A 20976-nucleotide genomic window follows, 5' to 3' on the forward strand; every position below is an offset into this window, starting at 1 on the left:
CAGCGACGCGCGTCAGTCGCCCTGCAGCAGCACTTCGGTGATGTAGCCCCACTCAGCTGCCTCTACAGGTGTGATGGACAGGCGGCTGCCTTTTTGCAGCACCCGCATGTCCGCCAGCGCCGGGTGTGCGCGCAGCTCGGCCAGGCTGATCAGCCGCGTCTTGCGCAGCGCCTGCACGTCTAGCAGCAGCCAGCGGGGGTTGTCTGCCGGGGATTTGGGGTCGTGGTAGGGCGATGTGGGGTCGAACTGCGTGGGGTCGGGGCGGGTGCCGCTGGCCACGCGGGCCAGGCCGGCGATGCCGGGCTCGGGGCAGCTGGAGTGGTAGAACAGCACGCCGTCACCCACCTGCATCGCATCGCGCATGAAGTTGCGGGCCTGGTAGTTGCGCACGCCGGTCCAGGGGACGGTGGCTTTGGGCGCGGCCAGAGCGTCGTCGATGGAGCACTCGTCCGGCTCGGACTTCATGAGCCAGAACTGGGCCGGGCGGCCCGCGGCGGCGTGCGAGGGGTGTGAAGGGGGGGGGAGCGGTGACCATGGGCGCATTCTGTCAAAGATGCCGCAGGTGGTGGCGGGCGCCGCAGCCCAAGTCGCGGACAGCGAATTGCTATCTATATGATAGCTATCCAGGCATGTTCCACTAGCGCTTGTGGCCAAAAACACCATAAATCGGCTGCCAACGCGTTGAAATGGCCTGCTGTCCGCATGGCAGATTGCGCAGCCCGGGGACGCGCCGCAGAATCTGACCGTGCAAGGCTGGTCGCACCGGTCCAGGCCGCATGTGGCGGCACTCACCAGGGCCATCGCCGCGTCGGTTTGTTGTCTTATTTGCCCTGAACTTTGTCCATGACCAAACGCTCTCCCTCAACCCATGCGCAGGGTGCACGCGACCCGGCTGCCCGTGGCGGCAAGCGCGCTGGGGGCTGGCTGCTGGGCCTGTTTGCCCTGCCATTTGCAGCCGTAGGTGTGGGCATGCTGCTGCTCAGTGTGCTGCCCACGCTGTACGACTGGGCACGCATGCAGTGGTGGCAGCCCGTGCCCGCCACGTTGGTGGCTGCGCGGCTGGAAACCAGCCGCAGCAGCAAATCCAGCTCCTACACCGTCAAGGCTACCTACCGCTATCAGGTGGCGGGCCGTGAGTACCAGGGCGAGCGCGTGGCGATCAGCGGTGGTGGCGACAACGTGGGCGATTTTCAGGAAGCGCTGGGTGTGCGGCTGGAGCAGGCACTGCGCGACGGCGCGCTCGTTCAGGTCTGGGTCAGTCCGTCCGATCCTGCGGACGCCGTCATTGACCGCAGCCTGCGGCCCGGCCTGCTGGCCCTGAAGATGGTGTTTGTGGTGGTGTTTGGCGGCGTGGGCTTCGGTCTGCTGATGTATGTGCTGCGCCCCACCCGCGCCCCGCAGGGCCGTGCGGGCAGTGGCGCCCAGTCGCTGGCGCCAGGCATGCCCGGGCGGGTGGAGCGCACGCCCGGCGGGGTGGCCATGTACTTTCCGGCGGGCCGTTGGTGGGGACTCAAGCTGGCGCTGGCCTTGGTGGGGGCTGTGTTTTTGACCGTCGGGGCGCTGGTGCCCTGGGAGCAGGAATCATCGGGCGATGTGGCGCCGTGGCTGTTCCGCCTGCTGTTTGGCGGTGTGGGCGGTGTGGTGCTGCTGGCCAGCTTCTACGCCATCGCCAACAGCCTGCGCGTGCAGCTGGACCACACCGGCCTGCGCACCGAGCGTCGCCTGCTGGGCCTGATGCTGCGCTGGCACCAGGTGCCTCCCCACGATATCGTCCGGCTGTGTGTGACCGAAAGCTACTCCATGGAGCTCAACAACCGCCGCGAGGTGTATTTCCGCATTGAAGCTCTGCTGCACAGCGGCAGGAGGATCACGGTGGCTCAGGATCTGCGGGGGCGCAAGGAAGCGGACCGGATGCTCGCATCCATCGGTAGCGCCACAGGCTACAACGTCCGCTAACCGCATATACAGACCGCGGGACCCCTGGCCTTGTTACCTGCGCCGCCGGTGTGTCACAGCTTGGGCTTGTTATCTTTCATGGCATCCAGCGCCTTTTTCCGCGCGGCTTCTTCTTCATTGTTTTTCTTTTCCAGCACGTCGTAGCGAACCTTGTGGTCAACGATTTGGATCGCTGATCCGGTGATCATGTCGGAGCCATAGTGGCGATTCAATTTTGCATTCATTTGAATCCCACAGTTTGGCTCAAAGGCCGCTGGTACGGCCAAGTTAATGCTGTCGCCTTTCAATCTGGATAAATCTGTGCGTGGCGTGGTGACGTTGCCGCCCGCTCCAAAGGGGCACATGGTAGATCCCTTAATTGTCGTCAAGGCATAATTTCTGTCATAAGCCCACAGCATGGACAGCTGATCGGGTGTAACGTCAGAAGGGGCACCATATTTCTGCTTCAGTGCTGAAATAAAAGTTGCTGTGGGAATATAGCCCCCTTCTGGGTATTTCTGAGCACGTCCCAGAAACCAAATTTTTCCAGAGTCATCCTGCAGCGCAATCATGTGGTCATTGACTCTGTTTTCCTTGCTTTCTGCAATTCCTTGAATTCCAACCACTTTGCCTTCGCGGGTCTTGATCTCGCTGAATTTGTAGTCTGCATTCACCTTTTCCATCAGCGGTTTTTGTGTGGCAAGCAATGCCCCAATTTTCACCCCTCCAATGTCTGGGAGTGATTGTGCGAAAGCGGACGATGCAGTGATGACTAAGCTGGTAATAATGGTATGTTTGAAAAATTTCATGGCTACTAAGACGTTGATTTGTATTTGGCGCGAGCCATGTTGTAAAACATCTGCCCGCACATATTGCGTCACCCGAAATGGAACTCTCTTGACTCTACAGGGCGAACGAATCTTATAGGCGTCTCGTTGCTGGTGATCGGTGCCAAGTTTTTAATTTGTTTCAAATCATTGCTTCGGTGTGCTTGTGTATTTATCGATCGCACGTGCGATTTTTTCCTGATCATTTGGGCTGATTGCGTACGGCCTCACTGGGAAAAAATGAATCGACTTTTTCCATGCCGTTAGCAGCCGCACCTTGGCAGGCGTGAAGCATGCGCCAGTAGTTCAGCCTGCTGCGCGAAAAGTGAGGTTCATGCGGTGTGCACCCGTCAGCGGGTGGTGTGCTTCGGGCAATGGCAGCACACCATGAAACCGCAAGCGCGCAGGCCCGCCCCAGACCACCACATCGCCGTGCAGCAGCGCAATACGGCGGGTCTTGTCCACCCGTTGCGCACCACCCCACAGAAACATCGCCGAAACACCCAGCGACACCGACACGATGGGGTGGGCGTAGTTGCCTTCGTCGCGGTCCTGGTGCAGTGACAGGCGTGTCCCAGGGGCATAGCGGTTGATGAGGCAGGCATCGGGTGCAAAGTGGGCAAAGCCTGCGGCCTGCGCTGCATCGAGCGCCAGCTGGCGAAACAGCGGCGGCATGGGGGGCCAGGGCTGGCCGGTCTGCGGGTCAATGGGGTCATAGCGGTAACCGCTGCGGTCACTTACCCAGCCCAGCGCGCCGCAGTTGGTCATCGCCACCGACATGCGCAGGCCGCCCGGCGTGATGAGGTGCCTGAAGGGCGCCTGGGCGGTGATCTGCTGCACTGCAGCCAGCAAGTCCGCCGCCTGCGCCAGCGCAAAGCCGCGCAGCACCAGGGCGCCGGGCTCCAGCACCTCGGGTGGCCGGGCGGGCTGGGGTGGGTCGTCGAACAGGCTGGCGGTCATGGCATCTGTCATCTTTGGCGAGGGGCTGCCTGCAACGGCTTTGGCGGTGACAACCTCATTCAGCATCATGAAAGATGATGCCCAGCGCGTGCCGCTGCCCGCTGCGCAAGCGGCTCACGCCATGGCGCATCTGTACGCGGTAGGGCCCGCGCGTGCCTTGCGCGGGGCGGTGGTGCACGGCAAACACCACGGCGTCGCCGCGCGAGAGCGGCACCACCTCGGCCCGCGACTGCATGCGCGGGCGCTGCTCGGTCAGCACGAACTCGCCGCCGGTGAAGTCTCGCCCCGGCTCCGACAGCAGGATGGCCACCTGCAGCGGAAACACATGTTCGCCGTACAGGTCCTGGTGCAGGCAGTTGTAGTCGCCCGGCCCGTACTGCAGCAGCAGCGGGGTGGGACGCACCTGGCCTGCGGCGTGGCAACGGGCGATGAAGTCGGCATGCTGCGCGGGGTAGCGTACGTCGATGCCCATCGCGGTGTTCCATTGGTTGGCGATGGGGGCCAGATGTGGATACAGCGCCCCGCGCAGACCCGCCACCAGGTCGGGCAGCGGGTAGCTGAAATACCGGTATTCGCCCTGGCCAAAGCCGTGGCGCTGCATCACCACGCGGCTGCGAAAGGTGCCCTCTTGCGCGTGGCCGTACAACTGCGCCAGGGCGGCGCACTCGGCAGTATTCAGCAACTGGGGCAGCACGGCATTGCCTTGCTGGCGCAGGGCCTCGCTGGCGGTTTGCCAGTCGATGGTGGCCGCGCGCTGGTGCCACACGCTATCCGCCAGCGTGCCCGGGCTGGAAAAAGCCGCCACGCTCATGCCACCTGCTCCGCCGGCAGCGGGGCCGCTTCTGCATCGCACTCGCGCGCCAGCAGGGCGCGTTTGCGCTCCACGCCCCAGCGGTAGCCCGACAGCGCGCCATCGCTCTTCACCACCCGGTGGCACGGGATGGCCACTGCCAGCCCATTGGCTGCACAAGCCTGGGCCACGGCCCGCACGGCCTTGGGGCTGCCAATGCGCTGGGCCACCTCGGCATAGCTGGCCGTCTGCCCGGCCGGGATGGCCTGCAGCACCCGCCACACCCGCTGCTGGAACGCGGTGCCGCGCACATCCAGCGGCAGGTTCAGCCCCAGGCCCGGGGCTTCGACAAACGCCACCACCTGCGCCACCAGGGCTTCAAACGCGGCGTCGCCGCCAATCAGTCGGGCCTGCGCAAACCGGTCCTGCAGCTCGCGCAGCAGCGCGTCGGGGTCGTCGCCCAGCAAGATCGCGCAGATGCCCCGGTCGCTCTGCGCCACCAGAATCGCGCCCAGCGAGCACTGGCCGATGGCAAAGCGGATGTCTTGCGATGCGCCCCGTGCGCGATATTGGCTGGGCCGCATGCCCAGCACCTGGGCCGACTGTTCGTAAAACCGGCTGCTGGACTGGTAGCCCGCGCCATAGATGGCGTCCGTCACCGAGTCCATGGTCGGGCTGTCGAGCGCACTGCGAAGCCGCTGCGCGCGCTGGGCTACCGCATAGGCCTTGGGGGTGAGGCCCGTGGCCTGCTTGAAGATGCGGTGCAGGTGCGAGGCACTCAGCCCCACGCGGGTTGCCAGTGCATCGAGGGTGGGGGCCTCACCGGGCGCGGCGCTTTCGATGATGCGGCAGGCTTCCGTCACCAGCGCCGCGTGGTGCGACAGCGCGGTGGCCTGGCGCGGCTTGCAGCGCTGGCAGGGGCGGAACCCGGCGCGCTCCGCATCGTCGCAACTGGCATGGAACAGCACGTTCTCTGGCCGGGGTGTGCGCGATGCGCAGCTGGGGCGGCAGTACACGCCCGTGGTCTGCACCGAGTACCAGAACGTTCCATCGGCCTCAGTGCTGCGCGCCACCACTGCCGCCCAGCGCGGGTCGGCCTGGGTGGCGGCTGCCTGCTCGGCTTTGGTGTTGGGACGGTGGCGGGTGGGCATGGGGGTGCTGCGGGGAAGAAGGGCGGTCACATTCATCATGGTGCAGGGCTCACAAGGTGGGTTGCAATGCCATGCACTCTAGGGACGGAGGCCGAGGGGCGCACTCCGAAGCTTGCTTTTGAATTCTGCGCTTTTGCGCAAGGCTCCCCGCACGGATGAGTGCGCTCATTTATTGATAGCTGCCAGCGTGTGATTTACTAGCGCTACAAGGTAAAAACGCCCCAAACTCAGGTTTCAGGTGGCTGCAGCGGCCGGGGCCGCCGTTTGCCCGTGCCACCCCAGCGCAGCGCGTCTTCGCCGGGTATGCCCAGCGGGTTGTTGGCCGGTTCGGTCAAGGGGGCCAGCAGCGCGTGCAGGTCGGCCTCGCTGAACTTGACTGCGCCTTCGGCATCGTGCCCCAGTACGCCCTGGGCCAGCGCGCCCTTGCGGGCCTGCAGCTCCAGCATGCGCTCTTCGATGCTGCCTTCCACCACTAGCTTGTAGACAAACACCGGCTGGTCCTGCCCGATGCGGTGGGCGCGCGCGGTGGCCTGTTCTTCTACGGCGGGGTTCCACCAGGGGTCCAGGTGTATCACGGTGTCGGCGGCCGTGAGGTTCAGGCCCAGGCCCCCGGCCTTGAGGCTGACCAGCAGGATGGGGGCGCTGGTCTCTTCCTGCGTCTGGAACTGCCGCACCACCGCGCCGCGCTGGCGGGGTGGCGTCTGGCCGGTGAGGGTGAGGTAGGGCAGGGCCAGGGTGTCGAGCAGCTCGGCTGCCAGGCCCAGCATTTCGGTGAACTGCGAGAACACCAGCACGCGGCGGCCTTCATCGACCAGGGCGGGCAGCAGGTCGGCCAGCAGTTCGAGCTTGGCGCGCTCCATCGAGTGCGCCGTTTTCGTGGTGCCTTTGACCAATCGTGGGTCGCAGCAGACTTGGCGCAGCTTGAGCAACGCGTCCAGGATGGCGATTTGCGAGCCTTCAAAACCCTGCCGCTCCAGTGCGCGGCGCACCTGTTTGTCGGCGGTGGTGCGCACGGCCTCGTACAGCTCACGCTGTTTGCCTTGCAATTGCACGCGCAGGATGGTTTCGGTGCGCGGCGGCAGTTCGGTGGCCACGTCCTGCTTGCGGCGGCGCAGGATGAAGGGGCGCACGCGCTGCGACAGCAGCTGGGCGCGCAGGGTTTCGCCGTTTTCCTCGATGGGCTTGCGCCAGCGGGCGTTGAAGCTGCGCACATCGCCCAGAAAGCCGGGCATCAAAAAGTCGAACTGCGCCCACAGCTCGCCCAGGTGGTTCTCCAGCGGCGTGCCGGTCAGGCACAGCAGGTGCGGCGCCTGCAGCTTGCGCAGGGCGCGGGCGCTGCGGCTGCCGGCGTTTTTCACCATCTGGGCCTCGTCCAGGATGAGCAGGTGGAAGGGCTCGGCGGCCAGCGCCTCCACATCGCGCCAGAGCAATGGGTAGGTGGTCAGTACCAGGTCGTGGTCAGCGATGTGCAGGTAACGTTTGTCACGGTCCGCGCCATGCAGGGCCAGCACGCGCAGGCTGGGCGCCATGCGCGCGGCCTCGGCCTGCCAGTTGAAGAGGAGCGAGGTGGGTAGCACCACCAGCGCCGGGCGCTTCAGCCGCCCGGCCTCCTTTTCGGTCAGCACATGGGCCAGCGCCTGTGCGGTTTTGCCCAGGCCCATGTCGTCGGCCAGGATGCCGCCCAGGCCCTGGGCGCGCAGGTACTGCAGCCAGGCCAGGCCTTCAAGCTGGTAGGGGCGCAGCTGCACCTGCAGGCCCTGCGGTGCGGCCAACGGCTGGGGCGCACCGATAGAGCGCAGGCGCTTGGCGAGCTGCGCCAGGCCCACGTCGCCTTGCAACTGCCAGTTGTTGTTCCAGCCATTCACCGTGCCCACGCGGTGCACCTGCACGAGCCCGGCGCGCAGGGCCTCAATGCGGCGCGCCTCCCACGCGCCCAGGCGCAGCGGGTCGCCGTCCTTCAGCTGTTTGCGGGTGGGGTCGGTCAGCAAGTCCACCATGGCGCCCACGATGGCCTTGAGTGGCCCGGCAGGCGCCTCGATGCGCTTGCCGCCGGGCGCACGCAGCGAAATGATGGCGATGTCATCGATGGCGGCCATCTGCCGCGCGTTGAGCCAGCGGGCGTCGCGGCGTAGCAGGTCGGCCAGCATGGGGGCCAGATCCAGCGTTTCACCGTCGATCTCGATGCCCAGGCTGAGCAGCCAGGCGCCCTCGCGCTCGGGCAGCATGAGCTTTTGCACGGGGCGCTGGCGTGTGCCCAGCGGGCCATCGACTTCCTTGGCCAGCAGCTCGCCAGTGTCGGGGGCGATGACCAGCTTCCAGCGCGACACGGGCACGCTTTCGTGCGCAAAGCCGGGGTGTACCACCACGCTCCAGCCCTCGGTTCGCAACTGGGGAACCACGTCGGCCCAGAAGTCGCCAAAGTGCGCCTCCTGCGCCAGCGTCCACACAGGGCCCAGCGTGGTGGCGGCTGCGCGGTGGCGCCACTGCAGGCTTTTGGGGTCTACAGGGGTCAGGCCCAGGTCCCACACGCGGTCCATGGCGTCGGCTTCAGCCGCCAGGTTGCGCTGCATGCGCACGACCGGGCCACCGGTGTCGAAGAGGTCTTGCACCGGGGCCGGGCGCGCGTTGAGGATGGAGGTGGGGGCCGGCGTCTGCCAGGTGGCGCCATCGTCGGTGCGGTAGGTCCAGTCAATCTGCACCAGCGTCACGCTGTCACCACGCGGGCCCAGTTTGCCCTGGGGCGCCATGCCCAGCAGACCATCGCCCCGACCCAGCGTCATGAGGGTGATGCGCGGGCGAAAGTGGCCGGGGACGACGCCATCGGGTATGTTGGGCGCCGGGCTGTGGCCCGGCGGGTGGCTGCCATCGCCCCGCAGCTGCGCCATGACCTGCGCGGCCTCGGCGTCGGTCAGCGGGGGCAGCTGCTGCAGGGCGGCACTGTCAGCCCGGTTGCGCAGGGCCTTGGCCCATTGCGCGACCACATGGGCACGGCCTGCGGGGGGCGTGGGCGGAACGGGTGACTGCGGCAGGCTGGGCATGGGCTGGCATTGTGCCCATGCGTGGCGTGCCCTTTCGTCTAAACGCTGCGTTGGGTGCCCAGCGCCAGTGCAAACAGCTCGTTGCGAAAGTGGATGCCCAGGCGGCTGAATGCGCGGTTGCGGTAGGTTTTGACAGTGGGAAGGCTCAGGCCCAGGTCGCAGGCAATGCCCTCCTGCGTCATGCCTTGCAGCAGGCGGGCGCACACGTCCAGCTCGCGCTCGGTCAGCCCCGCGTGGGCGCGCAGCAGGCGTTCGCGCAGCGCGGGCAGGCTGTGGGACAGCGCGGGGGCCGTGGCCTGTGGCGGGGGCTGCAGTGCGGGTTGCAACACCCCGGGGCGCTGGGCCAGGGCGATGTGCTTGCGGGTCAGCGCCAGCAGCACCGGGGCCATGCCCTCAAAGTCGCTGATCTGCCGGTCCTGGAACGGCTTTTGGTGCTGGTGGCGGTAGAAGTTGACGGCAAAGACCGAGCCATCGCTCTCGTGTTCGACCACCGACACCCGCTCGGCCACGCCATGGGCCTCGTATACGCGGGCGCGGTGTTCTGCGTCCACCTCGGGCGCCGTCAGGTGGCACAACTGGGTGGGCGCTTCGGCCGGGGCGGCTTCGTCCAGCGAGCGGCCCCAGGTGCGGTCGGTGCGGTAGGGGCCTGACAGGTAGGCCCACCAGCAGTCCTGCGTGGTGTCGGGAATGCCGTAACTGGCCGACATGAACAAGGTGGGTTTGCAATGGCGCCCGGTGCGGTACACCGACCACGACGCTGCGGGCAGAACGGGTGCCAGCTCCTGCAGCATGCCGCAGGCAAACCCGTCATCGCCCAGCTGGTGAACCATGGCGCCCAGGGCCGAGCCCGTGAGGTTGGGCGGGGGCGTGATGCCGCCGCCGGATGTGCTTGCAGGGAGCCAGTGCCTCATGGGTTGCGCGGGGTATGCCGGGTGGGCTTTGTCATTGCTGTCATCTTCAGGGATGACAGGGGTCAAGCGCCACGGGATTTACGCTAGGTGCAACCCCGCAAGCAGGCTGGGTGCACGCCGCCCCTGGCCGCTTGCCTGCCAGACACCCGAAAGATGGAGCCCATGACCGAACCCGTGCCCTTTGTGGAACCCCGTTTGCGATTTTTTGCCGACCTGCGCGTGGAGGTGGGCGTGCCCCAGGAGGTGGGCCGCACCGTGCACGGCCTGCGTCGGCTCATCCCCATCCTGGGCGGTAAGGCCCAAGGCGATGGCTGGCAGGCCCGGGTGATGCCCGGCGGGGCGGATTTTCAGCTCATCGTGAGCGACACCCTGGCCGAGCTGGACGCGCGCTACACGCTGGAGGCGGATGGCGGTGACTTGATCTATGTGCAAAACCGCGCCGTGCGGTCCGGCCCATCCGAGCTGATGGCGCGCCTGGTGCGTGGCGAGGTGGTGGACCCGGCGCAGATCTACTTTCGCTGCAGCCCCCAGTTCGAGACAGCGTCTCCCGCACTGCGATGGATCGGGGAGCGCATGTTCACGGGCACCGGTGCGCGGTTTCCCGATGCAGTAGCCATGCGGTTCTGGGAGCTGATGTAGTCGCACAGCAGTCCCGCATTTCGCTTTTTTGATGACCGACAGCACACAACAACACCCTGGAGACCTTGTCATGACCTCTTTTTCCACGCTCACCTGCACCCTGTCCCGCAACTTCTCTCGTCGGCATGCCCTGCGCAGCGTCTGCCTGGCAGCCACGGTGGTGGCGGGCCTGGCCCCCGCCACTGGTGCCCTGGCGCAGACGGCGGGCTACCCCAACAAGCCGGTGCGCATCATCGTGGGCTTTCCGGCAGGCACCGGGCCGGACATCGTGGCGCGGTTGCTGGCGCAGAAGCTGTCGGAAGGCTGGGGCAACCTGGGCGTGATCGTGGACAACAAGCCCGGCGCCGGGGGGCTGATCGCTGCGACCGAGGCCGCACGCGCCACCCCTGATGGCTACACGCTGATGCTGGGCGAAACCGGACAGCTCAGCATTGCGCCCAGCAGCTACAACAAGCTGCCCTACGACCCGCAAAAGGACTTTGCGCCCGTGAGCCAGGTGGTCACCGCCGACTTCGCGTTGCTCGTCAACCCACAAAAGGTGCCGTCGCGCAATGTGAAGGACTTTGTGGCCTGGACCCAGCAGCAAAAGGGCCTGTTCCTGGCCACCTTTGGCGCGGGTACCCCGGGGCACTTTGGCGCCTTCATGTTTGGCGAGGCCGTGAAGCTCAAGCCCGAACCGGTGCACTACAAGAACACCACCGACGCGCTGGGCGGCCTGTTCAGCGGTGATGTGCAGGGCGTGTTTGCCAGCGTGGGCCTGGCTGCGCCCAACGTGAAGGCTGGCAAGCTGGTAGCGCTGGGCACCACAGGCGGCACCCGGTCCAACGCACTGCCCGATGTGCCCACCATCAAGGAGCAGGGCTACCCCAGCCTGGAGTTCAACTCCTGGTTTGGCATCGTGGCCCCGGCCAAGACGCCCCCCGAGATCGTCGCCAAGCTGAGCGCCGACATCATCAAGGCCGTGCAGTCGCCTGAGGGCAAGGCCAAGATGGAAGAGGCTGGTTTCCGCGTGACGGGCACCAACCGCGAGGAGTTCGCCCGCATCATCGCGGCCGACACGGTGACCTGGGGCAAGGCCGTGGCCGCCACGGGCTTCAAGGCCGACTGAGTCGGCACTGCCCAGTGATTGCCGGGCGCTACGCATTCCGCTCGCAGGGCGGCGCCAGGCGATAGGGGCAACGCCGTCCGATTACCAAAAAATCCGCGCACCTTCCTCAGCGACGCCCTGACGGCCGTCGCCGGGCGTTGCTGCGCCAAAGGTTCAACCCCACAAGACCGATCAACCGAGGAGACCACCATGCCGTCCCTTTCGCTGGATACCCCCATCGCGCAACGCGTTGCGCTGCCCGCCGCCGTGCTGCTGCCGTTATTGCTCAGTGCCTGCGGCGGCGGCAACGCTGTGCTGGTGACCGAGAGCGCCAACCCGGCCGCCGCTTGCGCCGCATTGAGCACCAACGCGCAGCTCAGCAACACCAACTTGTCCACCAGCTATGTGCCGCCGGGCACGCGCCGCCCCGGCGGCGCTGCCACGGGCGACTTTTTGCCCGGGCACTGTGTGGTCACGGGTGCCATCAATCCGCGTGTGGGTGTGGATGGCAAGAACTATGCAATCGGTTTTCAGTTGAGCCTGCCCGACCGCTGGAACGGACGCTTTCTGTTCATCGGCGGGGGTGGCAACGACGGCATCCTGCGCGACACCTCGCTCAGCTCCAGCATTTCGGGCGGCACGCCATCGCCACTGGGGCAGGGCTTTGCGGTGGTGTCCACCGATGCGGGCCATACCGGCACCAGCGCCAGCTTTGGCGCCGACCCGCAGGCGCGCACCGACCATGCCTACAACTCTTACGACAAGACGGCTGTGGCCTCCAAGTCGCTCATCAGCACGCGCTACGGCCGCAAGCCCGACTACTCTTATTTCTCTGGCTGCTCCGGCGGCGGGCGCCAGGGCATGATGTTCTCGCAGCGGTTCCCGGACTACTTTGACGGCATCACCGCCGGAGCGCCCGCTATGCGCGTGTCCAGCGGTGCCACGGTGGCCGCCATGTGGAACACCATCCAGTTCAACGCCATTGCGCCCCAAGACGCCAGTGGCAACCGCATCCTCTCCAAGGCCTTCAGCAACAGCGACCTCAAACTGGTGGCCACTGCAGTCAATGCCACCTGCGACGCGGCCGACGGCGTGGTGGACGGCCTGGCCCAAAACGTCAATGCCTGCAAGGCGTTTGACCCCGCCGTGCTGCAATGCACGGGCGGCAAGACCGACAGCTGCCTGTCGTCCGCCCAGGTGGGTGCGCTCAAGAGCGTGTTTGCCGGGCCCCGCAACTCCGTGGGCAAGGCGCTGTACACCGGCCAACCGTGGGATGCCGGGCTGGCGGCTCCCGGCTGGCGGTCCTGGACGCTGGGTAACTCGACCACGGCCACGCCCGACGCACGCTACATCACACTGATGGTGGATGCCCTGGTCAACGAGTTCTTCACACCGCCGGATCTCTCGTTCAACCCGCTGGCCTTCAACTTTGATACCGACCCCGCACGCATGGCCGCGTACTCTGCCGTCTACGACACCTATGCCGACGACAAACTGGCGGCCTACAAGCAGCGCGGCGGCAAGCTGCTGTTCATCCACGGCATGTCTGACCCGATCTTCTCGGCGTTTGACACGGTGGACTACTACGAACGCCTGGCCGCGAACAACGGCGGCATGGCGGCCACGCAGAACTTTGCGCGGACCTTCCTCATTCCGGGCATGAACCACTGCTCGGGCGGCCCGGCCACCGACAACTTCGACTCGATCCAGACCATGGTGGACTGGGTGGAGAAAGGCATTGCCCCACAAAGCGTCGCGGCCAAGGCGCTGCCCACCAACGCCGACTTCCCCAACCGCACGCGTCCGCTTTGCCCCTACCCGCAGTTTGCCAAGTACAAGGGCTCGGGCAGTGTGGAAGACGCCAGCAGCTTTGTCTGCTCGGCCAGCTGACGCGCGGCCTGAGCGACGCTGCAATAAAGCGGAAAGGGCCCTCGGGCCCTTTTTTGGGTCTGTACACCCGGGTCCTGGGGTCAGCGCTTGACCGTTGAGGACTCCACGGGCGGCGGCAACCGCAGCTGGGCTTGTTGCACCACGCGGATGCAGTCGCGCAAATGCTGCTCGCCCAGGTAGCGCAAGGTGGCGTAGCCAAGGGTGGCCGCGATGGCCTGTCCCGCCAGGGGCACGTACTTGGCCGCCTGCTTGGTGCTCAGGCGCAAGCCCACCGTCTGGGTGGCACGGATGACCAGTTCGCGGGTGATGAGCTTGCCGATCAGCACCGAACCCACCAGGCCCACCGCCTTTTGCACCTGCTCCCGCTTTTTTGGATCCAGCTGGTCGATCTGCTCGGCCGACAGGCCGAACTCGGTATTGATCTGTGGAATCAGGCGGGAAAGCAGGGCAGCATCGACCGCCCAGTCCAGCCCCGGCACCGGGACCACGCTGGCCGCTGCCGCCACCATGGCGCGGCGGTGCAGCAGCTTGCGGGCGCGGCGTACAACCGCGGCCAGTTCAGGGTCTCCAGCGGCCATTTGCAATGAGGTGGGCATGGGTGACAACGTGATGGAGGGTGATTGGACGAAAGTGTGTGATTCAAAGCGCAGATGGCGGGCAGCTCAGCGAGCGGGGCAAGATCCACGATCTCTCAGGACCTCTCAGGACTTGCCCTTGACCAGGCCGTACACCACCAGCAGAGCGACGGCGCCCAGCACTGATGCAATCCAGCCAGCGCTGTCGCCCTGCGCATACCAGCCCATGGCCATGCCCACGTAGCTGGCCAGAAACGAGCCCGCTACACCGAGCAGCGCCGTCATGATCCAGCCCAGTTTGTCGTCCCCGGGTTTGACGGCACGGGCAATCAAGCCCACCACCAAACCAATCAGCAACATCCCCAGAAGTGACAGCATGTTTTTCCCCTTGATAGTTGGTTCAGACGATAGAGTCACTTTACAGATGGGGCAGTCAAAGCGCTGTCGGACAATGCCCCCTGTCAGCGTCCCCAGGCAAAGCGACGCGGTGGGACGTGGAGTCCCACGGATGCAGGGGGCGTTCAAAAAGGCAGCGCTCAAAGCGGTGCGCATGTAAGTCCATGCCCGATATCTGGTGGTCGGTGCGCGAGCACACGTAGCGCCCGTTCGGCAGGCTGGCCCAAGCCGCCTCGGTGAGCAGGATCTCGTTGGCCGTGGCAATGTCTTCGCCCAATTTGCAGGCGCAGTTCATCTCGGGGCCAAACAGGTCCTCGCGTGCAATCACCAGGGTGGGCCCAAAGCCAATGCCTGCGCTCACGTTCAGCGTCCGCTCGGGCGGTAACACGGTATTCATGGCGCCCAGGGCGCGCAGGGTGTCCAGCGCGGCCTCCAGGGCTTGCTCGGGCGTGGCGAACACCGCAAACAGGTTATCGGCCTCCTGCTTGATGACCTCACCGCCGTTGCCTTCGATCGCAGGGCGCGCTGCCTGCTCCATCTGGTGGATCATCGCCAGGAAGTGAATGATGCCGTGGCGCTGGGTGATGCGGGAGAAGCCGCACATGTCCAGCACCAGGATGGCGACACTGCGCACAAACGCCTGTTCAATGGCGGCGTCAATCGCCCCGGTGCCGCTGGTTGGGGTCTGGTTGCGCTCTGACAGCAGGCGCCGGAGATAGCCCTTGTCGTGCGCAGTCGCAGCATCGGGGGGCAGCGCGGGGGTGTGGTGCATGGCAACGCCCTGTGGGTGGTGTCCGACATGGTAGCGCGGCCGGTGCTGGCGCCGCGCAGGTTGCGCCCGGGGCTACAGTGAGGCTCGCAAAGGGTGGTGGGGTGCTTGTCGTCCCCACAACTGCCGCAGACTTCTTTCAAGAGAGAAAGGTGTACCCACCATGTTCACTATGTCATCCACCCCATTCATTTCGTACTCCGTTGCACCGGCCGGGGCCCAGCGCTCGTCATGGAGCCGGTTGGTGGCTCGCCCGGCCGCCGTATTGGTGGCCGCCATGGCCTTGGGTGGTGTGTTGTCGTTTCCCACTGCCGCCCAGGCGCAAAGCGACGAGGCATCCCTGGCGCGCGGTGCCGTGCCTGACACCACGCCGCAGCAGCGCTACCAGTCGGCCATTCGTGAAGCGGGGGGCGGGCTCAAGGTGAGCATGGAAGAGTGCCGGGCCATGCCGACGGCGGAGCGTAAGCGGTGTGAGTCCGAGGCCCGGGCGCGTTATCAGGCTGACATGGCAGCAGCCAAGGCGCTGCTGCGGGGCGATCCGTCTGCCGGGCCGGTCAATGTCACCGGCGGTCCGATTCGCAGCACCGAGACGGTGTACGTGGTCAAGCCCTGATCACCACGGCCCACCAATGAAGGAAGCCGGGAGCGTCTTACGATTTATTTCTGCGTCTGGGGTGCCTGGGCGCTCTCGACACCTTCGCCCGGCGTCACACGGCGCGCGCCGTTGAAACGGCGTGCCCAGTAGGCGACGCCCATGTCTTCCACCCGGATCTCCGAGCCGCTGCGGGGCGAGTGGATGAACTTGCCGTCCCCCACATAAATGCCCACATGGCTGAAGTTGCGGCGCATGGTGTTGAAGAACACCAGGTCGCCGGGTTGCAGCTCTTTCTTGTCGATGACCTGGGTGGCGGCTGCCTGCTGATCAGCACGGCGGGGTAGCAAAAGCCCCACCGTCTGCTCATAGATAGCGCGCACAAAGCCGCTGCAGTCAAAGCCGGTCTCGGCACTGTTGCCGCCACGCTTGTAGGGCACGCCCAAAAAACCCATGGCGTTGACCACCAGGTCACCCGCGCGGCCTGCTACGGTCTGGGCCTTGTCAGCCACCTTGTGGCTCACGTCTTCGAGTCGGGTAAACAGCCCTTTGTCCGCGAGCAAGCGGTCCATATCGTCAGAATTGGTGCCCTGGGGCGCCGCATGCGCAGCGGTGGCGCAGGCAAGGATGAGGATGCAAAACCATCTGGACATGGGGGCGAAGGGTAACACGGTATGGTTATTTATCAAAAATAAGCATTTTTGCAAGCTGTTGATTTGATTCAGATAAATCGATGGGCGCAGTGTTTTCACAGGCAAAAGCCGCTTGCAAGATGCGCGCCAGACCGGCTTGCCTCCGCCCCAGGTGAGGTCGGCGGCAAGGCTATGGGCCAAAAGGAGCTTGAGAGCATGGGTTGGACTCTAAATCGGCAGGTAGTGCTAGTGAACAAAGCACGGGTAGCTATATTTTTGATAGCAGCCAGTGCGCACGCAGGCAGCCAGGCCCAAGGCGTCCCCGTGCCGCCGCCGGCGGTGTCGCTGGTGCCGGTGGCCACCGGCCTGGTCCACCCCTGGGCGGTGGCCTTTTTGCCGGGCGGTCAGTTCTTGGTGACCGAGCGGCCGGGGCGCCTCCGCGTTGTCAGCGCGACGGGACAGGTGGGGCCTGCGCTGGCGGGAGTGCCGCAAGTGGCGGCAGGCGGGCAGGGCGGCCTGCTGGACGTGGTGACCGACAACGACTTTGCCCGCAACCGCCGCATCTACTTCTGTTTTGCCGAGCCCGCAGCGGGTGGCGCGGCAGGCAACAGCACGGCGGTGGCGCGCGCCACCTTGTCGGCCGACGCCAGCAGCCTGCAGGAGGTGCGCGTCATCTTCAGCCAGCGGCCCAAGGTGGAGAGCGCGCTGCACTTTGGCTGCCGCATTGCCCAGGCCAGCGACGGCAACCTGTTTGTGGCGCTGGGCGAGCGCTACCACCGCAAGGACGACGCCCAAAAGCTCGACAACCACCACGGCAAGGTCATCCGCATCACGCCCGACGGAGCAGCGCCGCCCGACAACCCTTACGTGAAGCAGCCCGGGGCCTTGCCCGAGATCTGGAGCTACGGCCACCGCAACCCCCAGGGCGCCACGATGGGCCCCGACGGCAAGCTGTGGATGCACGAACATGGCCCGCAGGGCGGCGACGAAATCAATCTGCCCCAGCCCGGGCGCAACTACGGCTGGCCTGTCATCACTTACGGCGAAAACTACGGCGGCGGAAAGATGGGCGAGGGCACGGCCCGCTCCGGCATAGAACAGCCACTGCACCACTGGACACCGTCCATCGCCCCTTCGGGCATGGCGTTTCTGACCAGCACGCACTACGGCACGGCGTGGCAGGGCAGTTTGTTCGTCGGGTCGCTCAAGTTTGGTACCCTGCACCGGCTGGAAGTGTCTGGCGGCAAGGTGCAAAAGGAGGAGCGGCTGTTGCAAGGCAATGGCGAGCGCATCCGCGACGTACGCCAGGGGCCAGACGGCTTGTTGTACCTGCTGACCGACAGCCCGCAGGGACGGTTGCTGCGCTTGCAGCCCGCTGCGGCCCCATGACCGGTTTTGCTTGATGCAGGTCAAGCAAGCCCGGAGATGGGTGACCGAACCGGCGGACCCGGGGTGATCCCGCAGGCTGGGCGCGTATTTTCGGTATAGGCTGGCGCGATGCATGCTGAGCCCACCACCTCTTCCCCTGCCACGCCCACCGCTCCTCCTGCGACCTCGGTCAATCCGGGCACCGCGCCCGACGATCTGGCGAGCACGCCCGCCCGGTCCCAGCTGGCCCTGCGCCGTGTGGCGATCGACACCTGGCGAGAAAACGTCGCCTATCTGCACCGCGACTGCGCCGTATACCGCGCCGAGGGCTTCCAGGCGCTTTCCAAGATCGAGGTGCGCGCCAACGGCCGCCGCATCCTGGCCACGGTGAACGTGGTGGACGACCCTGCCATCGTGGGCTGCCACGAGCTGGGCCTGTCGGAAGACGCGTTTGCCCAGCTGGGCGTGGACAACGGCCACACCGTGTCGGTGGCCCAGGCCGAGCCGCCCGAGTCCATGGGCGCTCTGTTCCGCAAGATCGCCAGCGAGCGCCTCACGCGCGAGGATTTTGGCGCCATCGTGCGTGACATTGCCGACCACCGCTATTCCAAGATCGAACTCACGGCCTTCGTGGTGGCCTGCCACCGCAACGAGCTGGACCGGGAGGAGGTCTTCTTCCTGACCGATGCCATGGTGGCCAGCGGCCGGCGGCTGGACTGGCACGAACCGCTGGTGGTGGACAAGCATTGCATTGGCGGCATCCCCGGCAACCGCACCACCATGCTGGTCGTGCCCATCGTGGCGGCGCACGGCATGTTGTGCCCCAAGACCTCGTCCCGCGCCATCACATCCCCCGCAGGCACGGCCGACACCATGGAGGTGCTGGCCAAGGTGGAGCTGCCGCTGGAGCAGCTGGCCGACATCGTGCGCGACTACCGGGGCTGCCTGGCCTGGGGCGGCACGGCCAACCTGTCGCCCGCCGACGATGTGCTGATCTCGGTAGAGCGGCCGCTGTCCATCGATTCTGCCGGGCAGATGGTGGCGTCCATCCTGTCCAAAAAGGTGGCGGCCGGTGCCACGCACCTGGTGCTTGACATTCCCATTGGCCCCACGGCCAAGGTGCGCTCCATGCCCGACGCGCAGCGTCTGCGCCGCCTGTTTGAATATGTGGCGCGGCGCATGGGCCTGTCGCTGGACGTGGTCATCACCGATGGCCGCCAGCCCGTGGGCAACGGCGTGGGCCCGGTGCTGGAGGCGCGCGACGTGATGCGCGTGCTGCAGAACGATCCGCGCGCACCCGACGACCTGCGGCAGAAGGCGCTGCGCCTGGCTGGGCGCCTGATCGAGTGCGACCCTGATGTGCGCGGCGGCGACGGCTACGCGATTGCGCGCGACATTCTTGATTCCGGCCGGGCGCTGGCGCGCATGAACGCCATCATCGCCGCCCAGGGCAGCACCGGGTTTGACCACAACCACCCGGCACTGGGTGTACTGACACTGGACGTGGTGGCCCCCGCCAGCGGCGTGGTCGCGGGCATCGACAACTACCAGATCGCCCGCGTGGCCCGGCTGGCCGGGGCGCCCAAGGTGCCCGGCGCCGGGGTGGATCTGATGCACAAGCTGGGCGACACCGTGGCGGCGGGCGACCTGCTGTACCGCGTGCACGCCAGCTACCCGGCTGACCTCGAGTTTGCGCGCCACGCGTGCGAGCGGGACAGCGGCTACCGGCTGGGCACGGCCGACGAGGTGCCGCGCGTGTTTGTGGAGTTCTGAGCATGGCCGCACCTGAAGCCGCGTGCGTGCTGTATTTCGACGATGAAGCCGCACCTGCGCTGCGCCTGGCGCAGGCCGCAGGGGTCACCGCCCAGGCCATCGAACGCCACCGTTTCCCTGATGGCGAACTCAAGCTACGCCTGCCCGTGGATGCCACAGGCCGAATGCCAAAGCACGCCGTGCTGCTGCGCAGCCTGCACCAGCCCAATGAAAAGCTGGTGGAACTGCTGCTGGCCGCGCGCACGGCCCGCCACCTCGGCGTGCAGCACCTCACGCTGGTGGCGCCGTACCTAGCCTACATGCGGCAGGACATCGCCTTCCACATCGGCGAGGCCGTGAGCCAGCAGGTGGTGGGCGGGTTCCTGGCAGGGTTGTTCGATGCCGTGATCACGGTGGACCCGCACCTGCACCGCATCGAGCGGCTGGAGCAGGCCATCCCTGTGCCGCAGGCGGTGGTGCTCAGCGGCGCCGAGCCACTGGCCGACCTGATCGCTGATCGGCGCCCCAATGCACTCCTGGTAGGCCCGGACGGCGAATCCGTCCAGTGGATCGCCCAGGCCGCCGCCCGCCACGGCTTTGACCATGCCGTCTGCACCAAGGTCCGTCATGGCGACCGCCATGTGGCCATCGAACTGCCCGCGCTCAACGCCCAGGGGAGGGCGGTGGTGCTGCTGGACGACATGGCCAGCACCGGCCGCACGCTGGCGCTGGCCGCGCGGCTGCTGCTGCAGGCGGGTGCCGCCTCGGTGCATGTGGCGGTGACGCATGCGCTGTTTGCGGGCGATGCGCTGCAGTCATTGCGCGAAGCCGGGGTGGGGGAGGTGTGGAGCACGGACTGCATTCCACACCCGAGCAATGCCGTGCCCATGGCCGGGCCGCTGGCCAAGGCGCTGCAGTCGATCCTTCGCACCTGAAAACCCCGGGCACGGGCTGCGACAATGCACCATTGCCTCCCACGCTGCGCCCGCACAGCGATTCAACGAACACAGAAACGGTCCCACCATGCTGCTTGACGCCACCGAATCCCAACTCGTCCTGGTCGATTACCAGGAGCGCCTGATGCCCGCCATCCACGAAGGCCCCGCCGTGCTGGCCAACGCCCGCCGCCTGGCCGAGATCGCCCGCATGCTGGATGTGCCCGTGTGGGGCACCGAGCAAAACCCCTCTCGACTGGGCGCCAACGACGCCGCGCTGCGCGCCCTGTGCCAGAAGACCCTGGCCAAGATGCACTTCAGCGCCGCCGAAGAAGGCCTGGGCGAATGGCTGCGCCCTCCCGCCAAGCCCCAGGGCGGCAACGCGCGCAGCCTGCCCAAGCACCTGCAAAAGCCTGCCCCGCTGGCTTCAGAGCGCGGCACCATCGTCATTGCCGGGTGCGAAGCCCATGTCTGCCTGCTGCAAACCGCGCTGGACCTGATCGACGACGAGTTTGAAGTGTGGGTGGTGACCGACGCCTGCGGCTCGCGCACCGAACGCAACCGCGACGCCGCCTTTGACCGCCTGGCCGGCGCAGGCGCCGAGCTGGTGACCACCGAGATGGTGGCGTTTGAATGGCTGGGCAGCTGTGAGCACCCGGCGTTCAAGGACGTGCTCGGGCTGATCAAATAGCGCTTTTCAAGCCAAATTGGCTGCTAGTGCACGATTTT

At 66.2% G+C, this 20976-nt stretch carries 20 protein-coding genes; 9 read left to right on the top strand and 11 right to left on the bottom strand.

Annotated elements, in window-relative coordinates; genetic code table 11:
* Positions 1-12 precede the first annotated feature (12 nt).
* Positions 13-465 (bottom strand): EVE domain-containing protein, encoded by a 453-nt coding sequence (locus N4G42_RS11345; protein WP_260667224.1) that lies wholly within the window; start codon positions 463-465, stop codon positions 13-15.
* Between the two features lie 378 nt (positions 466-843).
* On the opposite strand from N4G42_RS11345, the gene N4G42_RS11350 reads away from it, so the two are divergent.
* Positions 844-1956 (top strand): DUF3592 domain-containing protein, encoded by a 1113-nt coding sequence (locus N4G42_RS11350; RefSeq protein ID WP_260667225.1) that lies wholly within the window; start codon positions 844-846, stop codon positions 1954-1956.
* A gap of 53 nt (positions 1957-2009) precedes the next feature.
* On the opposite strand, the gene N4G42_RS11355 is transcribed toward N4G42_RS11350, so the two are convergent.
* From N4G42_RS11355 to N4G42_RS11380, 6 genes are all read right to left on the bottom strand, one after another.
* The gene (locus N4G42_RS11355; RefSeq protein WP_260667226.1) at positions 2010-2744 is read right to left on the bottom strand and encodes a hypothetical protein; all 735 of its coding nucleotides are present in this window, start codon (positions 2742-2744) and stop codon (positions 2010-2012) included.
* Between the two features lie 324 nt (positions 2745-3068).
* Positions 3069-3722, bottom strand: coding sequence for a DNA oxidative demethylase AlkB (gene alkB / locus N4G42_RS11360; RefSeq protein WP_260667227.1), 654 nt, complete (start codon positions 3720-3722; stop codon positions 3069-3071).
* Between the two features lie 55 nt (positions 3723-3777).
* Positions 3778-4533: a 2OG-Fe(II) oxygenase gene (locus N4G42_RS11365; protein WP_260667228.1), complete on the bottom strand. Its 756-nt coding sequence runs from the start codon at positions 4531-4533 to the stop codon at positions 3778-3780.
* Positions 4530-5663, bottom strand: a complete 1134-nt coding sequence (gene ada / locus N4G42_RS11370; RefSeq protein WP_260667229.1) for a bifunctional DNA-binding transcriptional regulator/O6-methylguanine-DNA methyltransferase Ada — start codon at positions 5661-5663, stop codon at positions 4530-4532. Before ada ends, N4G42_RS11365 begins: the two co-directional genes overlap by 4 nt.
* Before the next feature lie 227 nt (positions 5664-5890).
* Positions 5891-8701, bottom strand: a complete 2811-nt coding sequence (locus N4G42_RS11375) for a DEAD/DEAH box helicase (RefSeq protein WP_260667230.1) — start codon at positions 8699-8701, stop codon at positions 5891-5893.
* Between the two features lie 38 nt (positions 8702-8739).
* On the bottom strand, positions 8740-9612 hold the full coding sequence (locus N4G42_RS11380; protein WP_233193752.1) for a helix-turn-helix transcriptional regulator: 873 nt from the start codon (positions 9610-9612) through the stop codon (positions 8740-8742).
* A 162-nt stretch (positions 9613-9774) separates the two neighbouring features.
* On the opposite strand from N4G42_RS11380, the gene N4G42_RS11385 reads away from it, so the two are divergent.
* The 3 genes from N4G42_RS11385 (at position 9775) to N4G42_RS11395 (ending at position 13228) form a co-directional block, all read left to right on the top strand.
* Positions 9775-10251, top strand: a complete 477-nt coding sequence (locus N4G42_RS11385; RefSeq protein ID WP_260667231.1) for a DUF3237 domain-containing protein — start codon at positions 9775-9777, stop codon at positions 10249-10251.
* A gap of 70 nt (positions 10252-10321) precedes the next feature.
* The gene (locus N4G42_RS11390) at positions 10322-11359 is read left to right on the top strand and encodes a Bug family tripartite tricarboxylate transporter substrate binding protein (protein ID WP_260667232.1); all 1038 of its coding nucleotides are present in this window, start codon (positions 10322-10324) and stop codon (positions 11357-11359) included.
* Between the two features lie 189 nt (positions 11360-11548).
* On the top strand, positions 11549-13228 hold the full coding sequence (locus N4G42_RS11395; RefSeq protein ID WP_260667233.1) for a tannase/feruloyl esterase family alpha/beta hydrolase: 1680 nt from the start codon (positions 11549-11551) through the stop codon (positions 13226-13228).
* Between the two features lie 80 nt (positions 13229-13308).
* Here N4G42_RS11395 and N4G42_RS11400 read toward each other — a convergent pair whose 3' ends face one another.
* From N4G42_RS11400 to N4G42_RS11410, 3 genes are all read right to left on the bottom strand, one after another.
* On the bottom strand, positions 13309-13824 hold the full coding sequence (locus N4G42_RS11400; RefSeq protein ID WP_056065019.1) for a hypothetical protein: 516 nt from the start codon (positions 13822-13824) through the stop codon (positions 13309-13311).
* Positions 13825-13929: 105 nt separating this feature from the next.
* On the bottom strand, positions 13930-14181 hold the full coding sequence (locus N4G42_RS11405) for a GlsB/YeaQ/YmgE family stress response membrane protein (protein WP_056062936.1): 252 nt from the start codon (positions 14179-14181) through the stop codon (positions 13930-13932).
* A 55-nt stretch (positions 14182-14236) separates the two neighbouring features.
* The gene (locus tag N4G42_RS11410; protein WP_260667234.1) at positions 14237-14971 is read right to left on the bottom strand and encodes an adenylate/guanylate cyclase domain-containing protein; all 735 of its coding nucleotides are present in this window, start codon (positions 14969-14971) and stop codon (positions 14237-14239) included.
* Between the two features lie 169 nt (positions 14972-15140).
* Here N4G42_RS11410 and N4G42_RS11415 point away from each other — a divergent pair, with 169 nt between their 5' ends.
* A complete protein-coding gene (locus N4G42_RS11415; RefSeq protein WP_260667235.1) occupies positions 15141-15581 on the top strand; it encodes a hypothetical protein in 441 nt (146 codons plus the stop codon).
* Between the two features lie 44 nt (positions 15582-15625).
* On the opposite strand, the gene N4G42_RS11420 is transcribed toward N4G42_RS11415, so the two are convergent.
* The gene (locus N4G42_RS11420) at positions 15626-16213 is read right to left on the bottom strand and encodes a C40 family peptidase (protein ID WP_260667236.1); all 588 of its coding nucleotides are present in this window, start codon (positions 16211-16213) and stop codon (positions 15626-15628) included.
* A gap of 195 nt (positions 16214-16408) precedes the next feature.
* On the opposite strand from N4G42_RS11420, the gene N4G42_RS11425 reads away from it, so the two are divergent.
* The 4 genes from N4G42_RS11425 (at position 16409) to N4G42_RS11440 (ending at position 20938) form a co-directional block, all read left to right on the top strand.
* Positions 16409-17581, top strand: a complete 1173-nt coding sequence (locus N4G42_RS11425) for a PQQ-dependent sugar dehydrogenase (protein ID WP_260667237.1) — start codon at positions 16409-16411, stop codon at positions 17579-17581.
* Positions 17582-17803: 222 nt separating this feature from the next.
* Positions 17804-19333: a thymidine phosphorylase family protein gene (locus N4G42_RS11430; protein ID WP_260667279.1), complete on the top strand. Its 1530-nt coding sequence runs from the start codon at positions 17804-17806 to the stop codon at positions 19331-19333.
* 2 nt (positions 19334-19335) lie between these two features.
* Positions 19336-20247: a ribose-phosphate diphosphokinase gene (locus N4G42_RS11435; RefSeq protein WP_260667238.1), complete on the top strand. Its 912-nt coding sequence runs from the start codon at positions 19336-19338 to the stop codon at positions 20245-20247.
* A gap of 88 nt (positions 20248-20335) precedes the next feature.
* On the top strand, positions 20336-20938 hold the full coding sequence (locus N4G42_RS11440) for an isochorismatase family protein (protein ID WP_056744751.1): 603 nt from the start codon (positions 20336-20338) through the stop codon (positions 20936-20938).
* The last annotated feature ends 38 nt before the right edge of the window (positions 20939-20976 follow it).

It is taken from the genome of Acidovorax sp. K2F (assembly GCF_025246485.1).
GTDB classification, from domain to species: domain Bacteria; phylum Pseudomonadota; class Gammaproteobacteria; order Burkholderiales; family Burkholderiaceae_C; genus Acidovorax; species Acidovorax delafieldii.

Excerpts from the sequence above, each read along its gene's own strand:
- N4G42_RS11345 (WP_260667224.1), bottom strand. The coding sequence starts at position 465 with ATGAAGTCCGAGCCGGACGAGTGCTCCATCGACGACGCTCTGGCCGCG.
- N4G42_RS11350 (WP_260667225.1), top strand. The coding sequence starts at position 844 with ATGACCAAACGCTCTCCCTCAACCCATGCGCAGGGTGCACGCGACCCG.
- N4G42_RS11355 (WP_260667226.1), bottom strand. The coding sequence starts at position 2,744 with ATGAAATTTTTCAAACATACCATTATTACCAGCTTAGTCATCACTGCA.
- alkB (WP_260667227.1), bottom strand. The coding sequence starts at position 3,722 with ATGACCGCCAGCCTGTTCGACGACCCACCCCAGCCCGCCCGGCCACCC.
- N4G42_RS11365 (WP_260667228.1), bottom strand. The coding sequence starts at position 4,533 with ATGAGCGTGGCGGCTTTTTCCAGCCCGGGCACGCTGGCGGATAGCGTG.
- ada (WP_260667229.1), bottom strand. The coding sequence starts at position 5,663 with ATGCCCACCCGCCACCGTCCCAACACCAAAGCCGAGCAGGCAGCCGCC.
- N4G42_RS11375 (WP_260667230.1), bottom strand. The coding sequence starts at position 8,701 with ATGCCCAGCCTGCCGCAGTCACCCGTTCCGCCCACGCCCCCCGCAGGC.
- N4G42_RS11380 (WP_233193752.1), bottom strand. The coding sequence starts at position 9,612 with ATGAGGCACTGGCTCCCTGCAAGCACATCCGGCGGCGGCATCACGCCC.
- N4G42_RS11385 (WP_260667231.1), top strand. The coding sequence starts at position 9,775 with ATGACCGAACCCGTGCCCTTTGTGGAACCCCGTTTGCGATTTTTTGCC.
- N4G42_RS11390 (WP_260667232.1), top strand. The coding sequence starts at position 10,322 with ATGACCTCTTTTTCCACGCTCACCTGCACCCTGTCCCGCAACTTCTCT.
- N4G42_RS11395 (WP_260667233.1), top strand. The coding sequence starts at position 11,549 with ATGCCGTCCCTTTCGCTGGATACCCCCATCGCGCAACGCGTTGCGCTG.
- N4G42_RS11400 (WP_056065019.1), bottom strand. The coding sequence starts at position 13,824 with ATGCCCACCTCATTGCAAATGGCCGCTGGAGACCCTGAACTGGCCGCG.
- N4G42_RS11405 (WP_056062936.1), bottom strand. The coding sequence starts at position 14,181 with ATGCTGTCACTTCTGGGGATGTTGCTGATTGGTTTGGTGGTGGGCTTG.
- N4G42_RS11410 (WP_260667234.1), bottom strand. The coding sequence starts at position 14,971 with ATGCACCACACCCCCGCGCTGCCCCCCGATGCTGCGACTGCGCACGAC.
- N4G42_RS11415 (WP_260667235.1), top strand. The coding sequence starts at position 15,141 with ATGTCATCCACCCCATTCATTTCGTACTCCGTTGCACCGGCCGGGGCC.
- N4G42_RS11420 (WP_260667236.1), bottom strand. The coding sequence starts at position 16,213 with ATGTCCAGATGGTTTTGCATCCTCATCCTTGCCTGCGCCACCGCTGCG.
- N4G42_RS11425 (WP_260667237.1), top strand. The coding sequence starts at position 16,409 with ATGGGTTGGACTCTAAATCGGCAGGTAGTGCTAGTGAACAAAGCACGG.
- N4G42_RS11435 (WP_260667238.1), top strand. The coding sequence starts at position 19,336 with ATGGCCGCACCTGAAGCCGCGTGCGTGCTGTATTTCGACGATGAAGCC.
- N4G42_RS11440 (WP_056744751.1), top strand. The coding sequence starts at position 20,336 with ATGCTGCTTGACGCCACCGAATCCCAACTCGTCCTGGTCGATTACCAG.